The sequence below is a fragment of the Aeromicrobium sp. genome (assembly GCF_036676885.1).
Taxonomy (GTDB): domain Bacteria; phylum Actinomycetota; class Actinomycetes; order Propionibacteriales; family Nocardioidaceae; genus Aeromicrobium.
In genome coordinates this window covers 1-25,209 of the sequence record NZ_JAKFCB010000189.1, presented here as the reverse complement: position 1 = coordinate 25,209, position 25,209 = coordinate 1, and the positions used below count along the sequence as shown (strand labels likewise).

23 protein-coding genes are annotated in these 25,209 nt (G+C 68.5%); 11 read left to right on the top strand and 12 right to left on the bottom strand.

Features of this window, described 5'->3' with window-relative positions; all coding sequences use genetic code 11:
- Nucleotides 1–23 precede the first annotated feature (23 nt).
- Both V6M46_RS09040 and V6M46_RS09035 read right to left on the bottom strand, forming a co-directional pair.
- The gene (locus V6M46_RS09040; protein ID WP_332663956.1) at nt 24–917 is read right to left on the bottom strand and encodes an N-acetylneuraminate synthase family protein; all 894 of its coding nucleotides are present in this window, start codon (nt 915–917) and stop codon (nt 24–26) included.
- Nucleotides 910–2,160 (bottom strand): acylneuraminate cytidylyltransferase, encoded by a 1,251-nt coding sequence (locus V6M46_RS09035; protein WP_332663955.1) that lies wholly within the window; start codon nt 2,158–2,160, stop codon nt 910–912. Before V6M46_RS09035 ends, V6M46_RS09040 begins: the two co-directional genes overlap by 8 nt.
- Before the next feature lie 208 nt (nt 2,161–2,368).
- On the opposite strand from V6M46_RS09035, the gene V6M46_RS09030 reads away from it, so the two are divergent.
- Nucleotides 2,369–3,688: a DUF6716 putative glycosyltransferase gene (locus tag V6M46_RS09030; protein WP_332663953.1), complete on the top strand. Its 1,320-nt coding sequence runs from the start codon at nt 2,369–2,371 to the stop codon at nt 3,686–3,688.
- A gap of 241 nt (nt 3,689–3,929) precedes the next feature.
- On the opposite strand, the gene V6M46_RS09025 is transcribed toward V6M46_RS09030, so the two are convergent.
- Together V6M46_RS09025 and V6M46_RS09020 are read right to left on the bottom strand one after the other, a co-directional pair.
- Nucleotides 3,930–5,279, bottom strand: coding sequence for a flavin monoamine oxidase family protein (locus V6M46_RS09025; RefSeq protein WP_332663951.1), 1,350 nt, complete (start codon nt 5,277–5,279; stop codon nt 3,930–3,932).
- A 20-nt stretch (nt 5,280–5,299) separates the two neighbouring features.
- Nucleotides 5,300–5,917 (bottom strand): TetR/AcrR family transcriptional regulator C-terminal domain-containing protein, encoded by a 618-nt coding sequence (locus V6M46_RS09020; RefSeq protein ID WP_332663948.1) that lies wholly within the window; start codon nt 5,915–5,917, stop codon nt 5,300–5,302.
- A 119-nt stretch (nt 5,918–6,036) separates the two neighbouring features.
- On the opposite strand from V6M46_RS09020, the gene V6M46_RS09015 reads away from it, so the two are divergent.
- Both V6M46_RS09015 and V6M46_RS09010 read left to right on the top strand, forming a co-directional pair.
- Nucleotides 6,037–6,960: a nitrilase-related carbon-nitrogen hydrolase gene (locus V6M46_RS09015; RefSeq protein WP_332663946.1), complete on the top strand. Its 924-nt coding sequence runs from the start codon at nt 6,037–6,039 to the stop codon at nt 6,958–6,960.
- Entirely contained in the window at nt 6,960–7,976 is a 1,017-nt protein-coding gene (locus V6M46_RS09010; protein WP_332663944.1) for an agmatine deiminase family protein, read from the top strand. Before V6M46_RS09015 ends, V6M46_RS09010 begins: the two co-directional genes overlap by 1 nt.
- Nucleotides 7,977–8,029: 53 nt before the next feature.
- Here V6M46_RS09010 and V6M46_RS09005 read toward each other — a convergent pair whose 3' ends face one another.
- Both V6M46_RS09005 and V6M46_RS09000 read right to left on the bottom strand, forming a co-directional pair.
- Nucleotides 8,030–9,205: a 4-hydroxybenzoate 3-monooxygenase gene (locus tag V6M46_RS09005; protein ID WP_332663942.1), complete on the bottom strand. Its 1,176-nt coding sequence runs from the start codon at nt 9,203–9,205 to the stop codon at nt 8,030–8,032.
- A gap of 59 nt (nt 9,206–9,264) precedes the next feature.
- Nucleotides 9,265–10,017 carry an IclR family transcriptional regulator gene (locus V6M46_RS09000; protein WP_332663940.1) on the bottom strand — a complete coding sequence of 251 codons (753 nt, stop codon included), beginning with the start codon at nt 10,015–10,017 and terminating at the stop codon, nt 9,265–9,267.
- A gap of 68 nt (nt 10,018–10,085) precedes the next feature.
- Here V6M46_RS09000 and pcaH point away from each other — a divergent pair, with 68 nt between their 5' ends.
- The 4 genes from pcaH to pcaDC are packed head-to-tail and all read left to right on the top strand — an operon-like array spanning nt 10,086 to nt 13,870.
- Nucleotides 10,086–10,856 carry a protocatechuate 3,4-dioxygenase subunit beta gene (gene pcaH, locus V6M46_RS08995; RefSeq protein ID WP_332663938.1) on the top strand — a complete coding sequence of 257 codons (771 nt, stop codon included), beginning with the start codon at nt 10,086–10,088 and terminating at the stop codon, nt 10,854–10,856.
- Nucleotides 10,853–11,416, top strand: coding sequence for a protocatechuate 3,4-dioxygenase subunit alpha (gene pcaG, locus V6M46_RS08990; RefSeq protein WP_332663936.1), 564 nt, complete (start codon nt 10,853–10,855; stop codon nt 11,414–11,416). The genes pcaH and pcaG overlap by 4 nt, the downstream gene beginning before the upstream one ends.
- A 16-nt stretch (nt 11,417–11,432) precedes the next feature.
- Nucleotides 11,433–12,677: a lyase family protein gene (locus tag V6M46_RS08985; RefSeq protein WP_332663933.1), complete on the top strand. Its 1,245-nt coding sequence runs from the start codon at nt 11,433–11,435 to the stop codon at nt 12,675–12,677.
- Nucleotides 12,674–13,870 (top strand): bifunctional 3-oxoadipate enol-lactonase/4-carboxymuconolactone decarboxylase PcaDC, encoded by a 1,197-nt coding sequence (gene pcaDC / locus V6M46_RS08980; RefSeq protein WP_332663931.1) that lies wholly within the window; start codon nt 12,674–12,676, stop codon nt 13,868–13,870. Before V6M46_RS08985 ends, pcaDC begins: the two co-directional genes overlap by 4 nt.
- Before the next feature lie 87 nt (nt 13,871–13,957).
- Here the strand turns inward: pcaDC and V6M46_RS08975 are convergent, their stop codons facing one another.
- Nucleotides 13,958–14,716, bottom strand: coding sequence for an IclR family transcriptional regulator (locus V6M46_RS08975; protein WP_332663927.1), 759 nt, complete (start codon nt 14,714–14,716; stop codon nt 13,958–13,960).
- A 164-nt stretch (nt 14,717–14,880) separates the two neighbouring features.
- On the opposite strand from V6M46_RS08975, the gene V6M46_RS08970 reads away from it, so the two are divergent.
- The 3 genes from V6M46_RS08970 to lhgO are packed head-to-tail and all read left to right on the top strand — an operon-like array spanning nt 14,881 to nt 17,453.
- Nucleotides 14,881–15,591: a CoA transferase subunit A gene (locus V6M46_RS08970; RefSeq protein WP_332663925.1), complete on the top strand. Its 711-nt coding sequence runs from the start codon at nt 14,881–14,883 to the stop codon at nt 15,589–15,591.
- On the top strand, nt 15,588–16,223 hold the full coding sequence (locus tag V6M46_RS08965; RefSeq protein ID WP_332663923.1) for a 3-oxoacid CoA-transferase subunit B: 636 nt from the start codon (nt 15,588–15,590) through the stop codon (nt 16,221–16,223). Before V6M46_RS08970 ends, V6M46_RS08965 begins: the two co-directional genes overlap by 4 nt.
- A gap of 36 nt (nt 16,224–16,259) precedes the next feature.
- Nucleotides 16,260–17,453 carry an L-2-hydroxyglutarate oxidase gene (lhgO, locus tag V6M46_RS08960; RefSeq protein WP_332663922.1) on the top strand — a complete coding sequence of 398 codons (1,194 nt, stop codon included), beginning with the start codon at nt 16,260–16,262 and terminating at the stop codon, nt 17,451–17,453.
- Between the two features lie 20 nt (nt 17,454–17,473).
- Here the strand turns inward: lhgO and V6M46_RS08955 are convergent, their stop codons facing one another.
- The 5 genes from V6M46_RS08955 to V6M46_RS08935 form a co-directional block, all read right to left on the bottom strand.
- Nucleotides 17,474–19,141, bottom strand: coding sequence for a S41 family peptidase (locus V6M46_RS08955; RefSeq protein WP_332663921.1), 1,668 nt, complete (start codon nt 19,139–19,141; stop codon nt 17,474–17,476).
- 2 nt (nt 19,142–19,143) lie between these two features.
- Nucleotides 19,144–20,670, bottom strand: a complete 1,527-nt coding sequence (locus V6M46_RS08950; RefSeq protein WP_332663920.1) for an amidohydrolase family protein — start codon at nt 20,668–20,670, stop codon at nt 19,144–19,146.
- Between the two features lie 22 nt (nt 20,671–20,692).
- Complete coding sequence (locus V6M46_RS08945) at nt 20,693–22,483, bottom strand: hypothetical protein (RefSeq protein WP_332663918.1); 1,791 nt, start codon at nt 22,481–22,483, stop codon at nt 20,693–20,695.
- A gap of 132 nt (nt 22,484–22,615) precedes the next feature.
- Entirely contained in the window at nt 22,616–23,287 is a 672-nt protein-coding gene (locus V6M46_RS08940; protein WP_332663916.1) for a response regulator transcription factor, read from the bottom strand.
- Nucleotides 23,284–24,360 (bottom strand): sensor histidine kinase, encoded by a 1,077-nt coding sequence (locus V6M46_RS08935; protein WP_332663913.1) that lies wholly within the window; start codon nt 24,358–24,360, stop codon nt 23,284–23,286. Before V6M46_RS08935 ends, V6M46_RS08940 begins: the two co-directional genes overlap by 4 nt.
- A gap of 138 nt (nt 24,361–24,498) precedes the next feature.
- On the opposite strand from V6M46_RS08935, the gene V6M46_RS08930 reads away from it, so the two are divergent.
- Nucleotides 24,499–25,107, top strand: a complete 609-nt coding sequence (locus V6M46_RS08930) for a hypothetical protein (protein WP_332663911.1) — start codon at nt 24,499–24,501, stop codon at nt 25,105–25,107.
- Nucleotides 25,108–25,209: the final 102 nt, after the last annotated feature.

The window sequence follows — 25,209 nt, the reverse complement described above, 5'->3', positions numbered from 1 at the left end:
CTCACCCGTTGCGCTCAGTGTCGTCATGCAGGGATGACCGTGGTGTCGGGATCGCGGCGCAGGCGCTGCATCGGCTTGAGCTCGCCCGGCATGACCCGCTTGATGCCGTCGCCCATGGCCTTCTCGATGATCCTGATGTCACGGGTGAGACTCATGAAGCCGTGCGGCTCGAGGCTGGCCGCCTGGTCCGAACCCCACATCGTCCGATCGAGGGTGATGTGTCGCTCGACTGCGACGGCACCCAGGGCCACAGCCGCGACCGAGATCTGCAGACCGCGCTCGTGACCCGAATAGCCGATCGGCACCCGGTAGCGAGCAGCGAGAACCGGGATCATGTTGAGGTTCGCCTCATCCGGCGGCAGCGGGTACGTCGACGTGGCGTGCATGATGACGAGGTTCTCCGTGCCCAGAACCTCCACGGCGCGGTCGATCTGCTCCATCGTGCTCATACCGGTCGACAAGATGATGGGCTTGCCGGTTGCGGCGAGCTCACGGAGCAACGGGATGTCGGTGACGGATGCCGAGGCGACCTTGTGGGTCGACACACCCATTGACTCGAGGAACTCGACGGACGGCACATCCCACGGCGAGGCGAACCAGTCGACACGCTGCGAAGCGGCGTACGCGGCGATCGCGACATACTGCTCGCGTTCGAACTCGACCCGGTAGCGATAGTCCAGATAGCTCATCTCCCCCCACGGCGTCTCCCGACGTGTGCTCTTCATGTCCTCAGGAGTCGAGATGTGCGGGGTCCGCTTCTGGAACTTGACGGCCTGCGCGCCGGCGAGAGCTGCGACGTCGATCAGCTTCCGGGCAACGTCGAGGTCCCCGTTGTGGTTGATACCGATCTCCCCAATGACATACGTGGGTCGGCCATGCCCGACAATCTCCTCGCCGATCTGGATCCATTCAGCCATGCTGAAGCCCCTTCCTGTCGTGCTCTCGTGGTGCAGTGGTTGCGGTGAGGACGCGGTCGGCGAGCTCGCGGATCGCGCCCTCGCCGCCGCGACGGCGAAGGACGATGGGAGCGGCGGCCAGGGCCTCGGGCCGAGCATCTGCGACGACGACGGGCCAGCCGACCGCCCTGAGGCACTCGAGGTCGTTGACGTCATTGCCGAGGTACGCCAGATCGCCGAGAGCGACCCCTTGGTCGTGTGCCCACGTCGTCAGCGCGGCGAGCTTGTCCTCACAGCCCGCGATCACCTCGACGCCCAGCTTGGCCGCCCGAGCCGCGACGACCGGATTGGTCTCGGTCGAGAGGATCAGGACCGGTATCCCTGCTCGGCACAGCAACGCAATGCCCATGCCGTCGGAGCGGTTGACCAGGACTGACTCGATTCCGTGCTGGTCCATGAGGACCCGGTCGTCGGTGTGCACGCCGTCGAAGTCCGTCACGACTGCTCGGGCCGGGATCGAGTGCGGTTCGGTCGGCTCGGTCTGACGCGCGGCGTGCACGAGTTCCGCGAGCCGGAGGTCCGCCTCCGTGTCGATCTCCAGGCTGCCGAGTGGCTCGACCTCGACCACGCGCAAGCGGCCGAAGAAGCGGTGTCCGTGCTCGAGGAACCCGCTCGTACGCATGACGTAGAACGCACCCGTCTCCCGGTGCTCGACCGGCCGATCCTGGCGACGCCGGCGTCGTCGCGCGTCGTGATTGACTCCCTCGAGGCCCGCCGGTCCTTCTCGCCACAGGTGGAGGTCGACTCGGGCTGCGCTGAATGCCACGTCGCAGTCGCCCCGCCGTACGAGGTCGATGGCCTGTTGAAGATCCTCCTGCGCGATGAACGGACTCGTCGCCTGCACCAGCACGACGACCTCGGGAAGTGGCGCGACCTCGGCGATCTCAGCGAGCACGTGTGCGACCGCGGACTCCGACGACGCCTGATCGCCCGAGATCCGAGCGGGACGATGGACGACCCGTGCGCCGGCTCGCATCGCGACGCCCGCGATCTCCGGGTCGTCGGTCGAGACGTAGACGTCGTCAACCTGCGCCAAGGCCAGGACCGTCCGAATCGCACGTGCGACAAGCGGCTCACCCCCGACCAGGCGGAGGTTCTTCCGGCGAACGCCCTTGGAGCCGCCCCGCGCAGGGATCACCACCCACACTCCCGACACCGGCGTCGTCTCGGCGAACGTCGGCGCTGGGGCAAGGTCCTGGCTCATACGACTCCCCTCTTCGGCACACCTCGTTGTCACCAGCTGGATGCTGTCGTGCACTCGGGCTGCGAAAACGAAGGTAGGAAGGAGTGGCTACCGGGACGTGAACACGACACCTCGCGACCGGGAACGTCACCAGTCCGATAGGGGAAACAGGCGCCTCAGCACGAACCTGTCTCTGCGTTGGCGTAACACGAGACCAACAATCGGTGAAGTGTCGCTCGCGGCAGCGGCAGTCGACCCGATCCGCAGCTACGGTTCCCTCGTGTCGCACCTCGCCCCACGCACGGCCCTGCTCATTGCTGCGTTCGACTCGCAGCTGAAATGGTGCGCCGGCATCCGCGACGAGCTGAAGGCGCGTGGGTTCACCTGCCGGGTGGCGATCCCGCGCACCCGCTCCGCGTTGTCGGTCCGGCAGATCAGCGACGCCGGGTTCGACGACGTGCACCTGCGGTCCTGGCCAGAGATCGTCCAGGACTCGCTCCGGTCCGACGTGGTCGTCTGCGCCCTCTCGGGCCCGATGACCCAGCGGTTGAGCATCGACCTGTCCGAGGCATCGGGCCCAGGCGCCCCCGGGCCGGTGCTCGTCTCGGGCTGGGTCGGCGTCATCATCGAGAAGATCACCGCGGGATACCTCGACCGGGCCGGTTCGGACGTCGTGGCGGTCAACTCGGCCCATGACCTCGCGTACTTCCGCCAGACGGCCCGCACCCTCGGGCTGTCCGACGCCAATCTCGTGTTGAGCGGACTGCCGTTCCTGTCGAGCGACCCGGAGCCCGAGCGTGGCGGTGAGATCCAGAGCGTGCTGTTCGCCGACCAGCCGACGGTCCCGGCCAGCCCGGTCGAGCGGCTCCACATCTATCGACGGCTGATCGAATACGCGGCGGAGCACCCCGACCGCGAACTCGTCCTCAAGCCCCGCCATCGTCCCGGCGAGGACACGTTCCATCGCATGGCGCACCACCCCGCCGACCTCCTGAAGGGTGAGGAGCTCCCGGCCAACTTCCGCATCGACTACACGCCCATCGCCACGCAGCTCCCGCACGTCGACCTGCTCATCACGATGTCGTCCACGGCATGCCTGGAGGCGATCGACCACGGATGCCGGGTCGCACTCGTGCTCGACCTCGGGGTTCACGAGCGCTATGGCAATCACGTCTTCCTGGACAGCGGGCTGCTGCGGACGTTCGACGAGATCAAGAAGGACGAGGTCGGAGTCCCTGAACCTGTCTGGCTCGAAGGGTATTTCGGCGATCGCACGCAGCCCGCCAAAAGGACGATCGCCGATCGTGTGGAGGGACTGCTGGAGTCAGGCGACCGACCATCCCACCAGGTCTGGGGGACCCCGTACTTCCGCAGTGCAGTCGAGATGGTCCACACGAAGGAAGCCATCAGCAAGACGTGGATCTCACGGCCTTGGGCGCGACGGATACAGGCGCGCGGCCCGGTGCTCGGTACTCTGGCGCAGGGAGCTCACCTCATGCTTCCGCCAGTGGTCCACCGCCCCATTCGCCGGGCACTCCGCCAGCGCTGAGAACACGTGAACGGGGAGTGAATCGGGTCGGGAGAATCGTTCGCCCGCCGTTGGTTGAACGCCCTGCCCCACGGTCCTAGATTGGATGACGAGCCGGCGGGTGAACATCCCCCGCCGGTGCACATGGGCTCAGGGCCCACACTTCAACCTCTGAAGGTGCCCTGGGCGACAGAGCCCCTCGCCACCCACCTGGTCGAGGGGCTCGTCAATTTCGGCGCAGGCCCGAAACGGATGATGGTGCTCAGCGACCGGCGATGGTCTGGGCCAGCTCGGCGCCGACTCGCAGGGCGCCGTCGACGTGCTGGAATCCCAGTCCGGCGACGTCGGAGCTGCCGATCTGGATCGGGCCGACCGGCTCCCGGAGCCTGGGTCCGAACCGGGTCAGACCACCGACGTCGAAGCTCGATCCGTACGCTCCGCTGCCAAGCTCCTCTGAGGTCCAGTCACTCTCGAAGTACGTCAGCGGTGCTGCTGCCTCGGGCCCGAAGTAGGTCGACAGCGACGACAGGATGACCTCGCGCCGCTTCGCTGCCGGCAGCGCGAGCACGGCGTCGGCCTGCAGGTCGGACACGAAGGCCACGAGCGTCCCCCGCGACTCGCCGTGGTTGGTGTTGTCGTACGCCTCGTGGACGATCTCGTACGGACTGAACGCCGTGCCGGACAGCCCCGCATCGCGCCAGAACGGTGTCTCGTAGGTCGCGTGCACCTTGATGACCTGACCGAACGACTGGTGCTGGCGGGTCTCGCGCTGGATCGACGGAAGTGGCGGCTCGAATCGCACGCGGGTGACCGCGGTCGGCGGGATCGCGAGCACGAGGTGCCGGGCGTCGACCGTCAGGCCGCCGGACGACACCGTGACGCCCGCGTCCGCCCAGACGACCTTCTCGACATCGTGGCCGGTACGCACCGCAGCACCGAGTCGATCGGCCAGCCGGAGCGGCACCTGCTGGAGGCCGCCGATGACGCGCTTGTCGAGGATGAACTCGGAGTCGACGAGATTGCTGAAGCTGCCGGCGCTCGCCGCCATGTGCACGGCCTGCAGCGCCGAGAACGCGTGCGCGGGCTTGGTCAACATCGCCTGAGCGATGAACATCGCGATGTTGTCGCGCGCCTCCGGCTCGTCGCAGTTCTCCTCGAGCCAGCCGAGGAACGTCACCTGGTCGAGCTCGCGGGCGCCCGGCATGTCCCAGGGGCGCGAGGGGTCCATCTGCGCGGAGAGCTCGTCGAGCAGCTCGGTGAGCCGGGTCATCTCCGACTCCACCTCCGCAGAGACCGGCAGCTGCTCGCCCGTGAACGTCCGGCGCACGCCGTCGAGACCGACGTAGATCGACTCACCCTCACGGTGCCGCTCGAACGTCTCGAGGCCCAGCTCGTCGAGCATCGCGAGCAGAGCGTCCTGGTCGGGCGACACCCACTGCCCACCGATCTCGAGGTCGACACCGTCGACCTCATCGGTCCACAACCGCCCACCGACGCGTTCCCGCGACTCGAGCACCAGCACCGACCTGCCCGCGTGCTGCAGGGCGTACGCGGCGGACAGTCCCGTGGCCCCGGCGCCCACGATCAGGACATCGACGTCTTCGTGGGTCATGGTTCCCGCCTTCACGCTGCTCATGAGATCTGTTCCTTGGTCAGGGCCCGAAGGCCGTCAAGGACCACACGAAGACCGATGTCGAACGAGCGGTCGGCACGCTCTCGCCCGGTCGGCGCCGCCTGGATCGCCGCGCGCATCGCGTCGCTGGTGGCGGCGCTGGAGTCCCACACCTCGTCGGGGGCCGCCACGTCGAGCGCGGCACCCAGGACGTAGCTGTCCATGATCGTGATCGCGTCGAGCAGGAGGTCGTCGGGGACCCCGGACCTGCGCAGGATCGTGGCCATGACCCCATACATCCGCATGACCGGCTCTGACATGACGGTCTGGGACGTGATCATCGGGATGAGCCGGGGGTGTCGTGCGAATGCATCGCGGTAGCCACGCAGAAAGCGTGGGAACGCTTCTTCCCAGGTTGCCTCCGGGTCGGGCATGACCGCGGTGTGGTTCAGCATCAGGGCACGCATGCCCTCGACGATGTCGTCCCGGCCCGACACATGGTTGTAGAGCGACGACGGCCGGACCCCGAGCCGGTCCGCGACCGCGCCGACCGTGAACTCGCCGGTGGCGTCCACGAGCTCAAGAGCCGTGCGGGCGATCTTCTCGGCGGACAGGATCGGTGAGGACGGCCGAGCCATCTGCTCCACCTCCGCCACGGAATTTTCGCCCAAGCCCTTGCCAGTTCGGTACGTCGTCACGATACTAAACCGAACCTTATTCGTTTTACCAGCCCGACCGGGCTCAGCCGAGGAGACTCATGGAACTGATCACGGCTCTCGGCGTCCTGCCATCGCTCGCCGGCGCGACGCCGTCGACCGCGCCGCCCGTACGCATCGGCGTCGTCCAGCACCACTGGCGGGAGGACCCGGCGGAGCTTCAGCAAGTCCTCGCCGACGCAGTGGCGCAGGCCGCCGAGCTCGGCGCTCGGGTCGTGTTCCTCCCCGAGCTGACTCTCTCGCGCTACCCCGCGGACACCCTCCCGACCGGGTTGCCGTCAGCCACGGCCGAGGACCTCCGGACCGGGCCGACCGCGACGTTCGCCGCACGAGTGGCGCAGCAGCACGGCATCTTCGTCCACGCCTCCCTCTATGAGCGCGCCGACGCCGACGACGGCCTGGGCTTCAACACCGCGATCCTCGTGGACCCGTCGGGCCAGGTCGTCGCGCGCACCCGCAAGACGCACATCCCGGTGACCGAGGGCTACCACGAGGACAAGTTCTTCCGGCCCGGGCCGGCCGACGAGGCGTACCCCGTCCACGCGCCGCACGGACTCGAGTTCAGGCTCGGGATGCCGACGTGCTGGGACGAGTGGTTCCCCGAGGTTGCCAGGCTCTACGCCCTGGGTGGCGCCGACGTCCTCGTGTATCCGACCGCCATCGGGTCCGAGCCCGGCTTCCCCACGTTCGACACGCAGCCACTGTGGAAGCAGGTCATCGTCGGGCACGCGATCGCCAACGGGCTGTTCATCGTGGTGCCCAACCGGACCGGCGACGAGGGGACCGTGCAGTTCTACGGCTCGTCGTTCATCGTCGACCCGTACGGCCGGGTGCTCGCCGAGGCGCCCCGCGACACCGAGGCCGTGCTCGTCGCCGACCTCGCGATCGACCAGCGCGAGGACTGGCTGACGCTGTTCCCGTTCCTGCGCACCCGGCGCCCCGACACCTACTCAGGGCTCGCCTGATGTGGCGCATGCCGTCGGAGACCGATCCCCATACCTGCACATGGATGGCCTGGCCCAGCTCCGGCTACACGCTCGGCGACACGGCGGCCGAGGCTGACGAGGCCCGCGCCACGTGGGCGGCCGTCGCGCATGCCGTGAGCGAGTTCGAGCCCGTACGCATGGTCGTCGACCCGTCGGCGGTCCAGGTCGCGCGGGACTGGCTCGGCTCGGACGTCGAGCTCTTGGAGGCACCGCTCGACGACGCATGGATGCGGGACATCGGCCCGAGCTTCGTGATCGGTGAGCCCGACACCGTTGTCGCCGGCCGGCTCGGAGCCGTGGACTGGGTGTTCAACGGCTGGGGCGCCCAGGCGTGGGCGTCGTGGGAGCACGACGCAAAGATCGCCCGGTCGGTCGCGGAGTGGGCCGGGGCCGAGCTGATCGAGTCACCCATGATCAACGAGGGCGGCGGCATCCACGTCGACGGCCGCGGCACGGTGCTGGTCACCGAGACGGTGCAACGCGGCGAGGGGCGCAACAGCGAGTGGTCGAGGGATCAGGTCGAGGCCGAGCTGGCCCGCACGATCGGTGCCTCCCGAGTGGTCTGGCTGCCTCGCGGCCTCACCCGCGACTACGACGAGTTCGGCACCCGTGGGCACGTCGACATCGTCGCCACGATCCCCCGCCCGGGCACCGTCCTGGTGCACTCCCAACCGGATCCGTCCCACCCCGATCACGCCGCGGTCGAGGAGATCCTCGCGAGCTTCGACGAGAGCTGGAACATCATCGCTCTGCCGGCACCCACCGTGCTGGAGGACGAGGAGGGGTTCGTCGACTACAGCTATGTCAACCACCTGGTCTGCAACGGCGGTGTCGTGGCGTGCGGGTTCGACGACCCCCGCGACGCCGAAGCACACGAGATCCTGCAAGCCGCATACCCGGGGCGGCGCATCGTCTCGGTCGACGCCAGGCCGCTGTTCGCGCGTGGCGGCGGCATCCACTGCATCACCCAGCAGCAGCCCGTGACGATGGGGTGAGACCCCTCAGTGGCAGGCACTTCACCGACCTCGCCAGGCGCCGGCACTGGACCTCAGAACCCGATGGGCAGGCCCGCGTAGTTCTCGGCGAGGCCGGTCGCGCCGGCCCAGCTCGACGTGACCCACCGCAGCTGGGACAGCTGCAGCTGGGCGTCGAATGGGTCGTCGCTCGTGTGGAGCATCGTGGTCATCCACCACGAGAAGTGCGTGCAACGCCAGACCCGACGAAGCGCGTTGTCGGAGTACGAGTCGGCGAGGGTCGGGTCCTTCTTGCGCAGCAGGGCGACCAGGGCCGGCGCGAGGATGCCGACATCGGCGACGGCGAGGTTGAGGCCCTTGGCTCCGGTCGGCGGCACGATGTGCGCGGCGTCGCCGGCGAGGAAGAGCCGGCCGTGCCGCATCGGCGTCTGGACGAAGCTGCGCATCGGGAGCACGCTCTTCTCGGTGATCGGACCGGGATTGAGCTGCCAGCCGTCGTGCCCGTGCCCCAGCCGGGTCGCCAGGCTGTCCCAGATGCGGTCGTCGGACCAGTCGGCCACGTCCGTGCCGTTGGGCACCTGGAGGTAGAGCCGGCTGACGGTCGATGACCGCATCGAGTGCATCGCGAAGCCGTCCGGGTGCCACGCATAGATCAGCTCATCGGTCGACGGCGCCACGTCCGCGAGGATGCCGAGCCAGGAGTACGGGTACACCCGCTCCCACGAGTCCTTGACGCCATCGGGGACCGCGGCTCGACTGGGCCCGAACGAGCCGTCGCAACCGACGACGACGTCGGCGTCGAGACGCTGCGCAGCTCCGTCGACGTCGGTGAACGTCACGTACGGACGCTCGGTGTCGAGATCATGCAGCGCGGTGTCGGTCACCTCGTAGTGGATCTCCTGGCCCGCGGCGGCCCGCGCAGCGACGAGATCCTTCTGGACCTCGGTCTGGCCGTAGATCCACACGCTGCGGCCGGTCAGGTCGACGAAGTCGAGGTGGTGACGCTCGCCGGGCCACTGGAGGTAGATGCCGCGGTGCTCGTCGCCTTCGCGTCGGAGCCGGTCACCGAGGCCGACCGACTCCAGCAGCTCGACCGTGGAGTGTTCCAGCACGCCGGCCCGGATCCGGGAGGCCACGTAGTCGGCGGAGCGGGTCTCGATGACGACGGACTCGATGCCGTCCTGTGCGAGCAGATGGGACAGCAGAAGACCGGCTGGGCCGGCGCCGATGATGGCGACCTCAGTACGCATGGGGGCCAGTCAACGCTCTGCGCACCGGCAGCACCATCCGACCCTTTCGCTCAGCGGAATCAGTCGCCGAGGCTGCGGCCGACCCCTTGAGCCGCGACCTGGAGGGCGGCCACGAGCCTCGCCCGGTCGCGCTTGAGGCTCGGGACGACGATGCCGAGTGCCGCCACGACCTGCCCGTTCGGCACCCGGATCGGCACCGCCACGGAGCACGCGCCGAGGCTCATCTCCTCGACCGTCGTCGCGTAGCCGTCCCGATGCACCCGGCGGATCTGGTCGCGCAGGATCCCCGGCTGCGTGATCGTGTAGGGCGTGATGCGGGTGAGGTTGGACAGGACAGCCGTCTGGATCTTCTCGGGCGCGTACGCCAGCAGCACCTTGCCCACTCCGGTGGCGTGCATCGGCAGGCGCGAGCCGATCTGGCTCACGACCGGCACGGAGGCGTGGCCGGAGAGCCGATCCAGGTAGAGCACGTCGAGGTCATCACGCACCGCGAGGTGCACCGTCGCGAGAGTCGCGCCGTAGATGTCGTGCAGGAACGGCGAGGCGACCTGACGCAGCCCCGACTGGGTCGGTGACAGCAGTCCCAGGTCCCACAGCCGGCGCCCGATGACGTACTCCCCCGAGCTTCGCCGGACCAGCGCACCCCAGTCGACCAGCTCCGCCACGAGGCGGTGCGCGGTGGGCACCGGGAGGCCGGCCCGGCGAGCCATGTCGCTCAGGGTCAGGGCCCGATGCTCTGGGTCGAAGGCGCCCAGCAGGGCCAGCACCCGCGATGCCACGCTGACCCCGGCCTGAGCGCTGTTGCCGGCCATACGTCACCCTTTCGTTCAGCGGAAGTCCAGTCTCGCATCCCTCCAGGCTCAGCGCCTAGCGTGCTCCCGTGACCCAGGCATCCGAGCAACCACTGACGCAGGCTGACATCGACGACGAGATCCAGGCGATCTCGAAGGCGTACGAGGCCGGGGACCGTCGGGAGTCCCAACCGTTCCTGGACTACCCGCCGTACCGCAGCAGTGTCCTGCGGCATCCGACGAAGGACCTGCACCACGCCGATCCGGAGACGATCGAGCGCTGGGCGCCGTGCTTCGGCCCCCAGGATGTCAGCCCGCTCGAGGCCGACCTGACGATCCAGCACGGCGGTGAGCCGATCGGCGAACGCATCACCGTGGCCGGCCGGGTCCTCGACGGCGACGGCCGCCCGGTCGCGCACCAGCTCGTCGAGGTCTGGCAGGCCAACGCCGGCGGTCGCTACATCCACAAGCGTGATCAGCACCCCGCGCCGCTCGACCCCAACTTCACGGGAACGGGCCGGCTCATCACCGGCGCGGACGGCTCGTACTCCTTCCAGACCATCAAGCCGGGACCGTATCCGTGGCGGAACCACCGCAACGCCTGGCGACCGGCGCACATCCACTTCTCGCTGTTCGGCACCGACTTCACCCAACGCCTGGTCACGCAGATGTACTTCCCCGGCGATCCACTGTTCGCGCTCGACCCCATCTACCAGTCGATCACCGATGCGGATGCTCGCGCGCGACTCGTCGCGACGTACGACCACGACCTCACGACGCCGGAGTGGAGCACGGGCTATCGCTGGGACATCGTGCTGACCGGCAGCCACCGCACCTGGATGGAGGACGAGGAGGCATGACGACGTTGAAGCCGACTCCGGGCCAGACCGTCGGCCCGTTCTTCCACTACGCCCTGCCGTTCGACGGCGGCGCCGAGCTCGTGCCTGCTGGACGCGCCGATGCGATCCGCCTGCACGGAACCGTGCTCGACGGCGCGGGCGATCCCGTGCCGGACGCGTTGATCGAGATCTGGCAGTCCGACGCCGAGGGGCGCATCGTCCAGGTGCCGGGCTCGCTGCATCGCGACGGCTGGACGTTCACCGGCTGGGGACGGGCCGCCACCGACGCGGCGGGGCACTACTCGTTCTCGACGCTGCTGCCGGGCGCTACGGAGGGAGCTGCGCCGTTCTTCGGCGTCACGGTGTTCGCGCGCGGGCTGCTCGACCGGCTGTTCACCCGTGCGTACGTTCCGGAGCACCCGGGACTCGCCACGGATCCGCTGCTGACATCCGTCGCCCCGGACCGGCGAAACACCCTCATCGCCAGCGCTGACGCCACCGGTCTCGTGTTCGACATCCGCCTGCAAGGTGAGCGCGAGACGGTCTTCCTCACGTACCCCAGGCAGCAAGCGGCAGGCTGAACGGCAGACTGGCGGCATGACTGACTTGTTCTGGCCCGGCGACGAGCGCGCCGGTGAGCTGATGTCCCAGGCCGCACTGCTCGACGCGATGGTGCAGGTGGAGAACGCGTGGCTCGACGCCTTGGTCGTGTCAGGGCTCGCGCCGGCGCTGAGCGACAGCGACCTCACCGGCCTCGTCACCTCCGACGACGTCGACGAGCTCGCACGCGCCGCCGAGGCAACCGGCAATCCCGTGCCGGCGCTGGTCGCCATGCTCCGCGCCCGCACCGGGATCGACAGCGCCACGTGGCTGCACCGCGGTCTCACCAGCCAGGACGTGCTCGACACGGCACTCATGCTCGCGTTGCGCTCAGTCCTGGACCGGGTACTGGACGAGCTGCGGTCGCAGGTCATCGCGTTGTCGATCCTCGCAGAGCGCCACGCGTCGACGCCCGTGGTCGGCCGTACGCTCACGCAGCACGCCGTACCCACGACGTTCGGCGCCGTGGCCGCCGGATGGCTCGACGGCATCATCGATGCGGCCGACCTGATCGTCGACGCCCGCGCCCTCCTGCCGGTCCAGCTCGGCGGCGCCGTCGGCACTCTCGCGGCGTCCACCGAGCTCGCATCGCTGCGCGGTCTCGACGACCCGCAGTCCGTCTCCGCGGAGCTCGTCACGATCACCGCGGAGGCCCTCGGACTTCGCGAGCTGCGGCCCTGGCACACCTCGCGGGGCCCCGTCACTCGTACGGCCGATGCGCTCGTGTCGTGCACGGACGCGTGGGGACACATCGCTGCCGACGTGTCGACGCTGTCCCGCACCGAGATCGCCGAGCTGGCCGAGCCCGTCGCGGAGGGCCGCGGCGGCTCGTCGACGATGCCGCACAAGCGCAACCCCATCCTCTCCGTGCTCGTCCGCCGAACCGCACTGACGGCACCGGCGCTGGCGTCGACCCTGCACCTGGCTTCCGCCACTGCCGGCGACCAGCGCCCGGACGGTGCCTGGCACGCCGAGTGGTCGACGCTGCACACCCTGGGCCGCCGCACCGTGGTGGCCGCGTCGCAGACGACCGAGCTGCTCCAGGGCCTCCACGTCGACGCCGAACGTATGCGCGCCACGCTCGACCACTCGGCAGACGACGTGCTGGCCGAACGGCGCACGATTGCCGAGCTCCTGGACGAGAAGGCCGACCCCGACCCGACCAGCTACCTCGGGATCGTCGAGGACCTCGTCGCCGGCGCGGTCGACCGGGCCCGCATCTTCCTCGAGGAGAACGCATGACCGTCCCTCGGATCACCGCCGTACGGCTCGGCGGCTCACCGGCCCTACCGCTGCTGGTCCTCGGACCTTCGCTCGGCACGTCGGGGCGAGCCCTGTGGTCGACCTGTGCCGCCGACCTCTCGGCGAGCTTCGAGGTGCTCGCCTGGGACCTGCCCGGACACGGCACGAATGTCGCGGAGTCCAGGCCGTTCACGATCGCCGAGCTCGCTGCCGGTGTGCTCGCGATGGTCGACGACATGCTCGCCGAGCGCGGCGAGCAGGGGACCTCGTTCGCGTACGCCGGCGACTCCGTCGGTGGCGCCGTCGGCCTCCAGCTGCTGCTCGACGCACCGGATCGCGTCGACGCCGCCGTGCTGCTGTGCACCGGAGCAAAGATCGGCGAGCCGGAGGGGTGGCGCGAGCGCGCGGCGACCGTACGCGCGTCCGGTACGCCGGTCGTGCTGGAGCGCTCTGCGGCGGTCTGGTTCGCCCCCGGATTCCTCGAGCGCGAGCCGGACACCGGCGCCACCCTCCTCCACGCCCTGCAGGACGCCGATCGCGAGGGCTACGCGCAGGTGTGCGAGGCACTCGCGACGTTCGACGTACGCGACCGGCTCCACGAGATCACGACACCCGTCCTCGCAGTCGCCGGCGCGCACGACGTACCCGCGCCGCCGGCGAGCCTCGAGGAGATCGCGACCGGTGTGAAGCACGGACGCCTCGTCGTGCTGGACGACGTCGCGCATCTCGCGCCCGCCGAGCGGCCGGACGAGGTCGCCCGCCTGATCCGCGAGCACGCTGCCGGTGAGGCTCCGGCTGATCCGTCGCCCACCGTGGCCGAGGTTCGAGCGGCCGGGATGGCCGTCCGCCGCGACGTGCTGGGCGACGCTCACGTCGACCGGGCCATCGCCAACACCACCGACTTCACCTCAGACTTCCAGGACTTCATCACGCAGTACGCCTGGGGTTCGATCTGGACCCGCCCGGGCCTCGACCGACGCAGCCGCTCCCTGATCACGCTCACCGCACTGGTCGCCCGCGGCCACCACGAGGAGCTCGCGATGCACCTGCGGGCCGCGCGCACCAACGGCCTGACGACCGACGAGATCAAGGAGCTGCTGTTGCAGACCGCGATCTACTGCGGCGTGCCCGAGGCCAACACCGCGTTCCGCATCGCCCAGGAGGTCCTGGCCGAGAGCGACCAAGACAGCTGAGAGATTCCGCGGCGTCGACCGACCGGCACTGAAGGCGGCGGGTCAGGACTCGAGGTCGCCGAGGCTTCGACGCAGCCAGGCCAGGGGTCAACGAAGCAGCTTGGTCAGGGCATGAGCCCGGTCGAGCAGCAGCCCACCGAGTACGGGCTGCCGGTCGGGACGGAAGCGGGACTCGACGCCGGTGAGGCTCAGGGCCGAGGTCGGGACGCCCTGCTTGTCGAACACCGCCGCCGCCATCCCCCAGCTGCCCTCGACCAGCAGGCCAGGGTTGACCGCGTAGCCCGTCACCCGTGTCGCGGCGATGCGTTCCCGCAGCTGCGGAGCGGCATGCGCGGCACCCCAGTCGGGCTCGAGATCCGTGCGCGCCAGGTATTCGTCGATCTCCCGGTCAGGCAGGTGGGCGATGATGGCCAGTCCGGCGGAGGCCACGCCAATCGGCAGGCGGATGCCTTCGTAGAGGACGTGGGACCGCAGCGGGAAGCTCCCGTCCTCGCGCACGAGGCATACGGTCTGGTCGCCCCGGCGTACCGAGAAGAAGGCACTCTCCCCGGTCTCCTTGGCCAGGTCGTGCACCATGTCGCGGGCCTGCGCGGTCACGTCGTAGCGGTCGGCAGCCATGGAGCCCAGCAAGTAGAGCTCCGGCCCGAGCGACCAACGGCCGGTCCGCGGCTCCCGGTCGACGAGACCCTGATCGGCCAACGAGGACAGCAGGCGGTGGGCGGTCGGCCGAGCCAGGCCAGCGAGCCGGGCCACCACCGTCGTCGACCCGCCCTCAGGTTCACAGTCGGCCAACGCCCTCAGGAGCGCGCCGACCCGCGGCACGACCTGCGGCGTCTGCTCCGGCACAGCGCCCAGCATAGCGTTCACTGAATGGACGTAGTCCGTGGTGCCGTCCATTCGGCGAGCAATGCGACAGCCGGGGGTAGGCATTCGTTGACTGCAAGAGGCCAACAGAGTTCACTCGTCGACGGACGCCTGCCGCGTCCGCACAGCGAACACGAGGGACACACATGACCATGAGGACGCGCTCTGCCCACGAGGCCCTGGACGGGCTGCTGACCGACGGCATGACGATCGCCGTCGGCGGATTCGGCCTGTGCGGGATCCCGTCGACACTGATCGAGGCGGTGCGCGACTCGGACGTCACCGGGCTGACCGTCGTCTCGAACAACATGGGCGTCGACGGCAAGGGTCTGGGCCTGCTGTTGGAGAACAACCAGGTCCGCAAGGTCGTCGCGTCCTACGTCGGCGAGAACAAGCTGTTCGCCAAGCAGTACCTCGACGGCGAGCTGGACGTCGAGTTCAACCCGCAGGGCACCTTGGCGGAGCGGTTGCGCGCCGGCGGCGCGGGGATCCCCGCGTTCTACACGCGCACCGGTGTCGGGACCGCGGTTGCTGAGGGCAAGCCCACCGCCGTGTTCGACGACGTGACGTATGTGCAGGAGCGCGGCATCGTCGCCGACCTGTCATTGGTCCACGCCCACACCGGAGATGCGCACGGCAACCTCCGTTACCGTCTGGCCGCACGCAACTTCAACCCTGCCGTCGCCACTTCCGGCCGCGTCACGGTCGCCGAGGTCGAGCACCTGGTCGACCTGGTCGATCCCGAGCTGGTCCACACCCCCGGCGTCTACGTCACTTCGCTCGTGCACGTGCCTGAGGCCGTGAAGCACATCGAGCAACGCACCACCCGAACCCGACTCGAAGGAGCACTGGCATGACGTGGACGCGTGACGAGATGGCGGCCATTGCGGCCCGCGAGCTCAAGGACGGCGACTACGTCAACCTCGGAATCGGCATCCCCACACTGGTCGCCAACCACATACCGGACGGTGTCTCCGTCACGCTGCAGTCCGAGAACGGCATCCTCGGGATGGGCCCCTTCCCGTACGAGGGTGAGGAGGACCCGGACCTCATCAACGCCGGCAAGCAGACCGTCACCGTCACCGAGGGAGCGTCGTTCTTCGACTCCACCGAGTCCTTCGCGATGATCCGCGGCGGCAAGGTCGACATCGCGATCCTCGGGGCGTTGCAGATCGGGGCCAACGGCGACCTCGCCAACTGGGCCGTCCCCGGCGCCCTCGTCAAGGGAATGGGCGGGGCCATGGATCTCGTCGCCGGCACCAAGCGCATCGTCGTCATCACCGACCACGTCGCCAAGGACGGCAGCCCCAAGATCGTCCAGGACTGCACCCTGCCGCTCACCGGGCTGGCCGTCGTCGACCGCATCATCACCGACCGCGCGATCCTCGACGTCACGCCTCAAGGCCTGCGCCTCGTCGACCTCGCCCCGGGGGAGACGTTCGAGACCATCCAAGCCGCTACCGGAGCGTCCGTGCACACGGCAGAGTGAACCCGGATCACTTTCTGCCTGACCAAGGAGCCTCCGGTGGCGAAGTTCGATGTCGTCGTGGTCGGTGCTGGGATCGTCGGCCTCGCCGTGGCCCGCGAGATCCTCAACCGGCGCCCGGGCGCCTCGGTTGCGGTGATCGACAAGGAGTCGCATGTCGCCGCGCACCAGACCGGTCACAACTCCGGCGTGATCCACGGCGGCATCTACTACGAGCCCGGATCCTTGAAGGCGCGGCTGTGCGTCGAGGGCGCCGCGCTGATGTACGAGTACGCGCAGGAGCACGGCGTCCCGCATGAGCGTTGCGGCAAGCTCATCGTCGCGATCAACGAATCGGAGCTCCCGCGCCTGGACGAGCTCGAACGACGCGGCCGGTCCAACAACGTGCCCGGCCTGAGGCGCGTGGGGGCCGGCGAGATCCGCGACATCGAGCCCCACGCGGCCGGCATCTCGGCCCTTCATGCGCCCAACACCGGCATCATCGACTACGCCGAGGTTGCTCGTGCGATTGAGCGCGAGCTGACGACGCAGGGGGTGACATTCCACTTCAACACCACCGTCAAGGGCATCTCGGACGGGGCGTCATGCCGCATCACGACGGACAAGGGGCCGATCGATGCCGACAAGGTGATCGTCTGCGCCGGGCTGTGGTCGGATCGACTGGCCAGGCGATCCGGCGCCGACGCAAGCCCACGCGTGGTGCCGTTCCGCGGGGTGTACCTGCGCCTGTCCAAGAGCCCGACGCCCATCGTGCGCGGGATGGTCTACCCCGTGCCCGATCCGACGCTGCCGTTCCTCGGGGTCCACGTCACCACCCACATCTCCGGGCACGTGATGCTGGGACCGACGGCGATGCTGGTGCCGTCGCGCGACAGCTACCGATTCCGGACGATGCGGCCTCGCGACATGTGGGAGACCGCGACGTGGCCCGGCACCTGGAAGGTGGCCCGGACCTTCTGGCGTACCGGCGTGGACGAGGTACGGCTGGCAGTCAGCAAGCGGGCGTACGTTCGCGCCGCGGCGCAGTACGTACCCTCGCTGACGGTCGCCGATCTCGACGGCACGTTCCATTCCGGCGTACGTGCGCAGGCCGTCGACCGAGACGGCACACTCCTGGATGACTTCGCGATCTCGCAGTCCGGGGCTGTCGCGCACGTCCGCAATGCCCCGTCACCCGCCGCGACCTCAGCCTTCAGCCTGGCCCGCGAGCTGGTCGACCGGATCGAGGGCTGAGGAGCGAAAAGGCGACGCGACTACGTCGAGGTCAGGAGCCCGGTGCAGAATTCGGCGAGGTCCGGGTTGCCGTCGGTGAGGTCGGTCTCGGTCATCTCGTACCACTCGTCGCCGTTGACACCGATGTCCTCGACGGCGAGGCCTGCGGATCGACCCGAGCGGGTCATGCGTCGGACGGAGACCGTGAAGCTGATGCCAGGTGGGATTCGTGGGATCGGGCGTCCGGCGGCGTGGTAGGCGTACTCGATGTCGTCGCTGGTCCAGACATTGGCGCCCCCCGCGCCGGTGCTCTCGCCGACGGAGACGACGTGGCCGATGTCGTGGTCTGCGATGCCGGCGGCGAACAGGTCTCCACACGAGAACGTGTTGGCGTTGACGACGGCGACGACGGGACCGCGGTAGACGCGTGAGTGGCTGTCGAAGTTGTCGGGATTGCTGATCGGGAGGTGCTGGGAGAACTCCTCGCCGAGGTCGTTGGCCAGCCGTGTCGACGTGGCCCAGTCGGCGAGGTCGGCGCCATTGCCGTCCGCTTCGGCGATCTGCACCATGGCCGGTGTTGCCCGAAGCGCGAAGCGGGCGGGGGTGATGGGTTTGGCGGTGAACAGCTGGAGGAGCTTCTCGGTGGCGTCGATCACGCCGCCGGGATTGGAGCGCAGGTCGATGATGAGTCCCTTGCGGGGGAGCTGGCGCAACACGTCGGCGACGGCGGCGACGTAGCGGTTGGTGTTGTCCACGTCGAAGGTCCAGAGCCGGAGGTAGCCGAAGGTTCCGTGGCTGGTCTTGATACGCCGTGCGGAGATGGCGTCGGCGAAGGTGGTGGGGATCCACTCGCCAGTCTTGGCGGCAGGCCTGTTGTTCGTCTGGTCTCGGTCCCAGAGCTCGGTGGCGAAGAGGAGCTTGCGGGCGCGGCGAGCGGCTTCGCTCGTGGCGTCGATCGCGCGTCGGGTGCGGAGCGCTATGAGGTCGTCGGCGGTCACGGCCTTGGCCGGCACGATGGCATGCCACTGGAATCGGATGCTGTGGTCGAGCTGGTCCGGTGGGTCAGCGGGGAGCCGGTAGCCGATGTCGACCCAGAGCTCGTCGGGCGGTGGCAGGTAGCGAAGCGGTCGTTGCGTCAGGGTTTCGAGTGCGCGGGCGCGTCGGGCGGCAGGTCGTCCGCCGGTGAGGGTCTCGGCGTACAGGTCGACGGCGCGGGCGAACGGGACACCGTTCCAGGTCGTCAGACGTGCATTCACCGTGAAGTCGGTGTCGGCGAGGTCGTCGCTGACCTTGGTGACGATGTACGTCGGTGTGCGATGTGGTCCGAACGCTTCGACGAGGAACGGCAGTGCTGCGACGTACGGCGTGAGGTTGGCGTCGGCGGCGTCGATGTAGAGCTGTGTGTGCTGGTCGCGGAGTCGGTTGATGAGCAACGTGAGCTCACGCAGGAACTCCGCTGAGTTCAGGTAGGGGATCTGGCGGCGTAGTGCCAGGAGGGCTCGGATCGGGTCGAACCCGTAGAGCGCACGCTTCTGTGTGTAGTGGACGTACACGTCGCTGAACATCGTGACCCATACGTCGATCAGGTCGTGGCGCTGCGTGACGCTCAAGGTGACCGGCTCCCAGGTGGCGTTGACGGTGGGCGTCAAGATCTCGTCGAGCGGGACCCCTTGGCGGGCGTTGATCGCATGGGGCGACAGGTCGGCCATGATCAGAACTGGTTCCGGATGGGGGACAGGACGCCGCCGTGGATCGGGCAGCGGTCGAGCTGGTTGAAGAACGCGGTGTCGTGGATCAGGCTCGGCACCGGTGGGATCGTCACGGTGGCCGGGTTCTTGGGTGGGCCGGCCCGGCCTGCGCGACGTGTGTCCGGCATGTCCAGGAACAGCTCGAGGGCGGCATCGTCCGCGAATCGTGGCCCGGCGGCGGCCCGCGCCTGCGCGGTGTTGATCGCGGTCTGCGGATCCTGTTGAACCGTGTCGAGCGTGTTCTTGATCGCCGACCATGACCACGCGGCCGCAGGGTTGGCGGGATCGGGCAGGGCAACGGCACGTTTGCGTCCGGCAAGCGTCATCGCGAAGGTCGGTTGCGCGGTTGCATCGTGCATGAGCGCGGCATCGCCGTACCGGGGAACGCCGTCGATCACGACCAGGGAGACGTCGCGTTCGGTGGCCGCGACGATCCGCTTCCAGGCCGAGCCGGTGCCGCGTCCGCGCAGGACCGTGATGTCGGCGAATGCTCCTTCGACGAGCTGGCCGATGGGGCGATGCCAGCAGCGTTCCAGCAGGACACCGGCGTTGGTGGTCACCATCTCGACGATGTCGCGATCGGTGATGTTGTAGCCGAGCTGCTTGGCGACGAGCTTGGCGACCTTCATCTCCCCGAGCAGGTTCTTGGTGCCTGACGGCCCCCAGTCCGACCCGAGGCAGATCCGTACGCCTTGGGCGCGAGCGTGATCGATCAGGGTTGTCTGGGCGTACAGCACGAGGTTGGACAGCGGTGACCAGACGACGCCGCCGGCGTCCTGCGCGGCCCACTTCGCCCAGTTCTGGGCGTCAACGGCGCAGCAGTGAATCGCGATGAGTGTCGGGAGGAGCCCTTCAGCGTTCTCGAGGTCGGTGTAGTCGCGCAGCACTCGTGAGGTCTGTCGACCTTCGGCGCAGTGGTAGATGAACCCGGCGCCGTCTCCCATGCGGCGCACCGCCGTCGCGAGTGCGTCCCCGGTCTTGGTGACCACCGACGTGTAGATGAGGTCGTCCCGGCCGGTGTCGACCTGCTCGGCGTCGACGTTGCGCATCACGGTCTGGTAGCCGCGATTCGCGGTCGGCCAGCCCTGGACGGCCGTCGCACCACCGGCCATGGCCCGCAGCTGCACGTACGCCAGGAGCGCTTCGGGACACGCCTTCGCGTACACCCACGCCGGCTCGGTGATCGACTCGGTGTAGGTGGTGGCATCCGGCCAGTGCTTGTTGTGCAACCACGGCTCGGTCCGTCCGGGCTCTGACCACAACGGCAGCGCGTTGTAGGCCAGATGGTTGTGCATGTCGATGAAGCCGGGCAGCACATACCGCTTCCCGACGTCCACCACCGTCGCCTGAGCGAATCCGGGCACCGTCTTGTTGGGGCCGGTCACCGCCACGATGACGTCGTCACGTATCCAGACCCGGCCCGGGGCGGGCTCACTCGTGTCGCCGTCGACCATCGCCGCGACGACTCCGCGGATCACCAGCTCGCTCATGGCACTGCCTGCCCGCACCGGGTCACGGGTTGGCCTTGAGCGCTGCGATCGCGGCGGCCTCTGCTGAGGTCAGCGGCGTCGGCGAGCTGTTCGCCGCCCAGGCGGGCATGCGCAGCTTGAAGTAGTTCGGTGTCGACGCGCTGCCGATCTTGCCCCGCTGCGCCCGGTCCCCGGTCGTCGCCTGCCAGCGAAGCGTCCCGAACGGAAGGTCGCCTCGCGGGATCGGTTCCCGACCACCCTGGTACGGAGTCGTGGGCGCATCGCGCGGGAAGGTGAGCGCCTCCAGCGCGTCCAGTCCGGCTTGCCACCCGTTCGCGGGGAGTGTCGGGTCGAATGCTGCGAGGTTCACGACCGGCGTTCCTGGCGGCGCTTCGTCGGCGGCGACCCGTTCGGCGTGCTGGCCGAGGGTGACGACCACCTCGGGTTGGGCTTGACGCATGACCTCGCGCAGGATCGACCGGGTGGCCGGGTGGTCCACCGCCTGGGTCACCGCAGCGATGGGATCCCCCATCGAGTCGACCGGCAGCGTCCGCACCATCGCGTACCGTTTCGTGACGCCCGCGGACCGAAGGAAGGCTTGCAGGTGCTGGCCGACGTTCCCGGTGAGCGCTCGACCGGTGAACAGATCGTCCTGCGACTCCTGATCGGCCAGCACCAGGATCGATGGGTGCGCGAGCCGGCCCCGATAGCCCGGCCCACGCCCGAGCGACGGATTCGCTCTGAGCCCAAGGCTCGCGAAGTCGGGCCACGGTCGTCCCGCACTCCCGCCCTGGAGCAGACGAGCCATCGTCTTCGACGGGCCGGGATCGAAGTCGAGGTACGTGGTTCGGGCCGGCTCGTAGGGCAGGTCACCCGGCGCCGGCACATACGTGCTGTCGGGACTTGTCGAAGCCGGAGGGGTCACGTACGTGGCGCTCGTGTCGCCGTACTTGCCGCCTTTCGCGAACAGCTGGATGGAGACCTGGTTGTCCTTGCGGTTGCTCGAGGTGCTGCCGCGCCCCAGCCGCCAGTTGGTCCCGTAGGCGAAGTCCCGGAACGGGATGGGCGCTGACGAATACGTGTACGAACTCGCAGGTTTGCGCGTCGCGCCCGAATCGACGGGAAGCCAGCCCGGAGCATCGGTCTCCCACTGCTCGACCTGGCGAATCGCTCGCTTGAAGTCGGCGATGATCCCCGCCACCGCCCCACCCTTGGAAGCGCCGCCCGGATGCAGCACACCGAGGGCCTTGACCTGTGCCCCCAGTCGGTGCGAATCGGACTCATGCAGCTTGTCGGGATCCGCGCTACCGCCGTGCTTCTGGATCCAGGTGGCGACGGACTCCTTTGCCGCGTCGCCAACCGCGATCACCAGCCGAATGTCGTTGCGGTCGAGGACGTAGTCGAGCAGCTCGCCGCGATGACGGGCGATCGGCGACCGGGGATCCTGGGCGAGCTTGGGAAGCAGCCCGTTGTACTGGCTGAAGATCGGGTAGACGAACGTGTTCAGGAACAGGTACGAGTGCGTGACCCCGAGGTGGTTCAGGACGAACTGCATGCGACCGCCAGTCCCCCCGGTGAACGAGCGATGCGACAACGACTCGTCCTGAGCACCCTCCTGCCCGATGACCAGCACCCGTACCGCGTTGTCCTGCAGCCGCCCCCGATAGAACATCGGCCCGAAGTGCCAGCGGAACTCCTCTTCGCCGCTCATCGCGACACCCAACGCCCGATAGTTCGGCGTCGTGGCGAACAGCCGCGCCCACCGGCGGTTCTTCGGCGGCCCCGGATCGAACTCCCACGGGTTGCCACGCCCATCCGTGAATTCATCAGCCATGGCTGACCCCTCAATCGTGACCTGTGATTCCAGTCATACAGTCTCGAGGGCCTGTGCGCAGGCGTTCCGCAATACGCGTGACATAGCCCAGGAGTGCGAGTCCGCGCGTCATGGAGTCTGTGGGAGTTGCGCTCAGCTGACGTCAGGCAGATCTCCGGGCCGGACGAATCCAACCTCGTACGCGAATACGACGGCCTGGACCCGATCGCGGGCCCCAATCTTGGCCAGCGTGTGCGCCACATGGCTTTTGACCGTCGTCTCTCCGAGATAGAGCTTCGCTGCTATCTCGGAGTTGGAGAGACCGCGCGCCAGCAGTTCCAGCACTTCACGCTCTCGTGCGGTCAGCCTGCCAAGCTGCTGCCGCGCGGCCGGGTCCTCCACAGATCGGCCGAGCACGTGCTCCTCGACGAGTCGCACGGTCAGCCGGGGGTCGAGCAGTGCACCCCCTCCGCTTACCGTGCGAACCGCGTGAAGCAGGTGCTGGCGCGGCGAGGACTTCAGCAGGAATCCGCTGGCGCCGGCCCGGAGCGCCTCGATGACGTACTCGTCGAGGTCGAAGGTGGTGAGCACGAGTACCCGACAGCTGGTGCTGGAGGTGATCCGGCGGGTGGCTTCGAGCCCGTCGACTCCGGGCATCCGGATGTCCATGAGCACAACGTCCGGGGTGAGCCGGGTGGCGGCGCGCACGGCCTCCTCACCGTCGGCGGCCTCCTCAACGACCTCGATGTCGGCTTGGGAGTCGAGGATAAGGCGGAGGCCGTCACGGATCAGGGCCTGATCGTCAACGACGAGGACAGTGATCACGGCAACGGCACCATCAGTCGAACCCTGAAGCCTGATCCTGCCCGGGCGGCGTCGACGTTGCCGCCGTACAGCGCCGCCCTTTCCCGCATGCCGACCAGCCCATGTCGCGCACCCTCGGCGCCACTTCGGACAGGACCGTTGTCAGCGATCGTGGCCACCACCTGCCGGTCGCCCGCGGCCACGGAGACCTCGACGCACCGAGCATGGGAGTGTTTCGTGGCGTTCGTCAGCGCCTCCTGGATGACGCGGTAGACCGTCAACTGGATCCCGGTGGGGACCGCATTCAGGTCACCGTCGACTGTCAGTGCGACCTCGCGACCGCTGTTCTCAAATTCGCGCACGAGGTCGGGCAGCTGCGCCAGCATGGGCTGCGGCCCGCGTATCTCTCGGGGGTCGACGTCACGCAAGAGTCCCAAGAGAAGGGTGAGCTCGCCGATGGCTTCACGGCCCGACCGCTGAACCTGCCACAGTGACCTGCGGGCGGCTTCGGGATCGGAGCTGAGCAGCTCGTCCGCGGCCTCGGCATGCAGAACCATGACCCCGAGCCCGTGTGCCACGACGTCGTGGAGCTCCCGCGCGATGCGCCCTCGCTCCTCAACCACCGCGTCCCACACCCTGGTGTCGGTCTCCACGGCAGAACGAGCGGACCGGGCACGCACGAATCGACCCACCGCGAACCCGCCCGCGAAGTACACGATCGGGTAGATCCACTCGAACGGAGCCGTCGGCTGGGTGACGCCTGTCCCGATCACTGCCGCCGCGATGCACGCCAGTCCCGCCACTGTCGCAAGTGAGCCGGAAAACCGGCCAACGGTGTAAGCCATCACGATCAAGGCCAAGAACCCCGCGAACGGTGGTGTCGGCTCAATGGCGAACGCGTACCCCGTCGCAGCGCCAGCGCTGACCACGACAACCGGCAGCGGCAGTGTCCGGCGAACGAGCAAAGGCATCGTCATGCCCAGCGTGAGCAACGCCGCAATCTGGGGATGATCTGGCGGAGCCGAAACGAGCTGGACGAAGCCGAGCGCGACGAGTGACCCCGCGACGAGGACATCCACCTGCTTGATCGGCATAGCCCGAGGCTATCGGCGATCGGCTCGGTCTCACGTCCTCCTCGCGGAGGAGAAGGATGGTCTTGCAGGAGGTCGATGGACGAGGCACCTGCTTCCTAGCGTGGGGTGTCCAACCGCTCCAGCGCAAAGGAACCCACCATGAACCTCCGTCCCGCCGCCCTCGCCACCGGCCCGCTCACGCTGCTGAGCCTTCTTCTGCTCGTGGTCACATTCGTCGTCGAGGGCTTCGACTCTGACCTCGCCATCGCGAAGTCTCCCTATGCCATCGCGGCGTCCGTCTGCGCCATGATCGGCCTCATGCTGCTGGTCCTGGCCCTGTTCCGCTTCTCCCAGGAATTCGCTGGGCTCCGCGAGGGCGTCGGTCAGATCGGCGTCTGGCTTGCCATGATCGGCACTCTCCTTGGCGTCGGGGGCGCTTGGAGCATGGTCTTCGTGCTGCCCGGTCTTGCACACATGGACGGCGCGGGCGCCGAGATCGCCAGTTCCGGAGTCCCCCTCGTACAGGCCGGGTACATCGCGTCGTTCATCATCATGGCGATCGGCTGGCTGCTGACCGGAATCGGCCTCACGCGCAGCGGAGATGTCCCACGCTGGGCAGGAGTCGCCCTCATCGTCGGCGCGCTGTTCTGCATTGCTCCGCTGCCGTCGCGGTTCTTCGTGATCGCGATGGTCGTCACGGCAATCGAGTTGAAGGTCATCCGGCACAGCACGCCCCCGTCTCGTGTCGCGGCGGCGGTGCAGGTCTGACCCGGCGGTATGAGAAGGGCCTCTGACCAGCGTTCCGCTGGTCAGAGGCCCTTCAAGATTCCCGTGGCAGGTGCAGGGTTCGAACCTGCGTAGGCTGAGCCG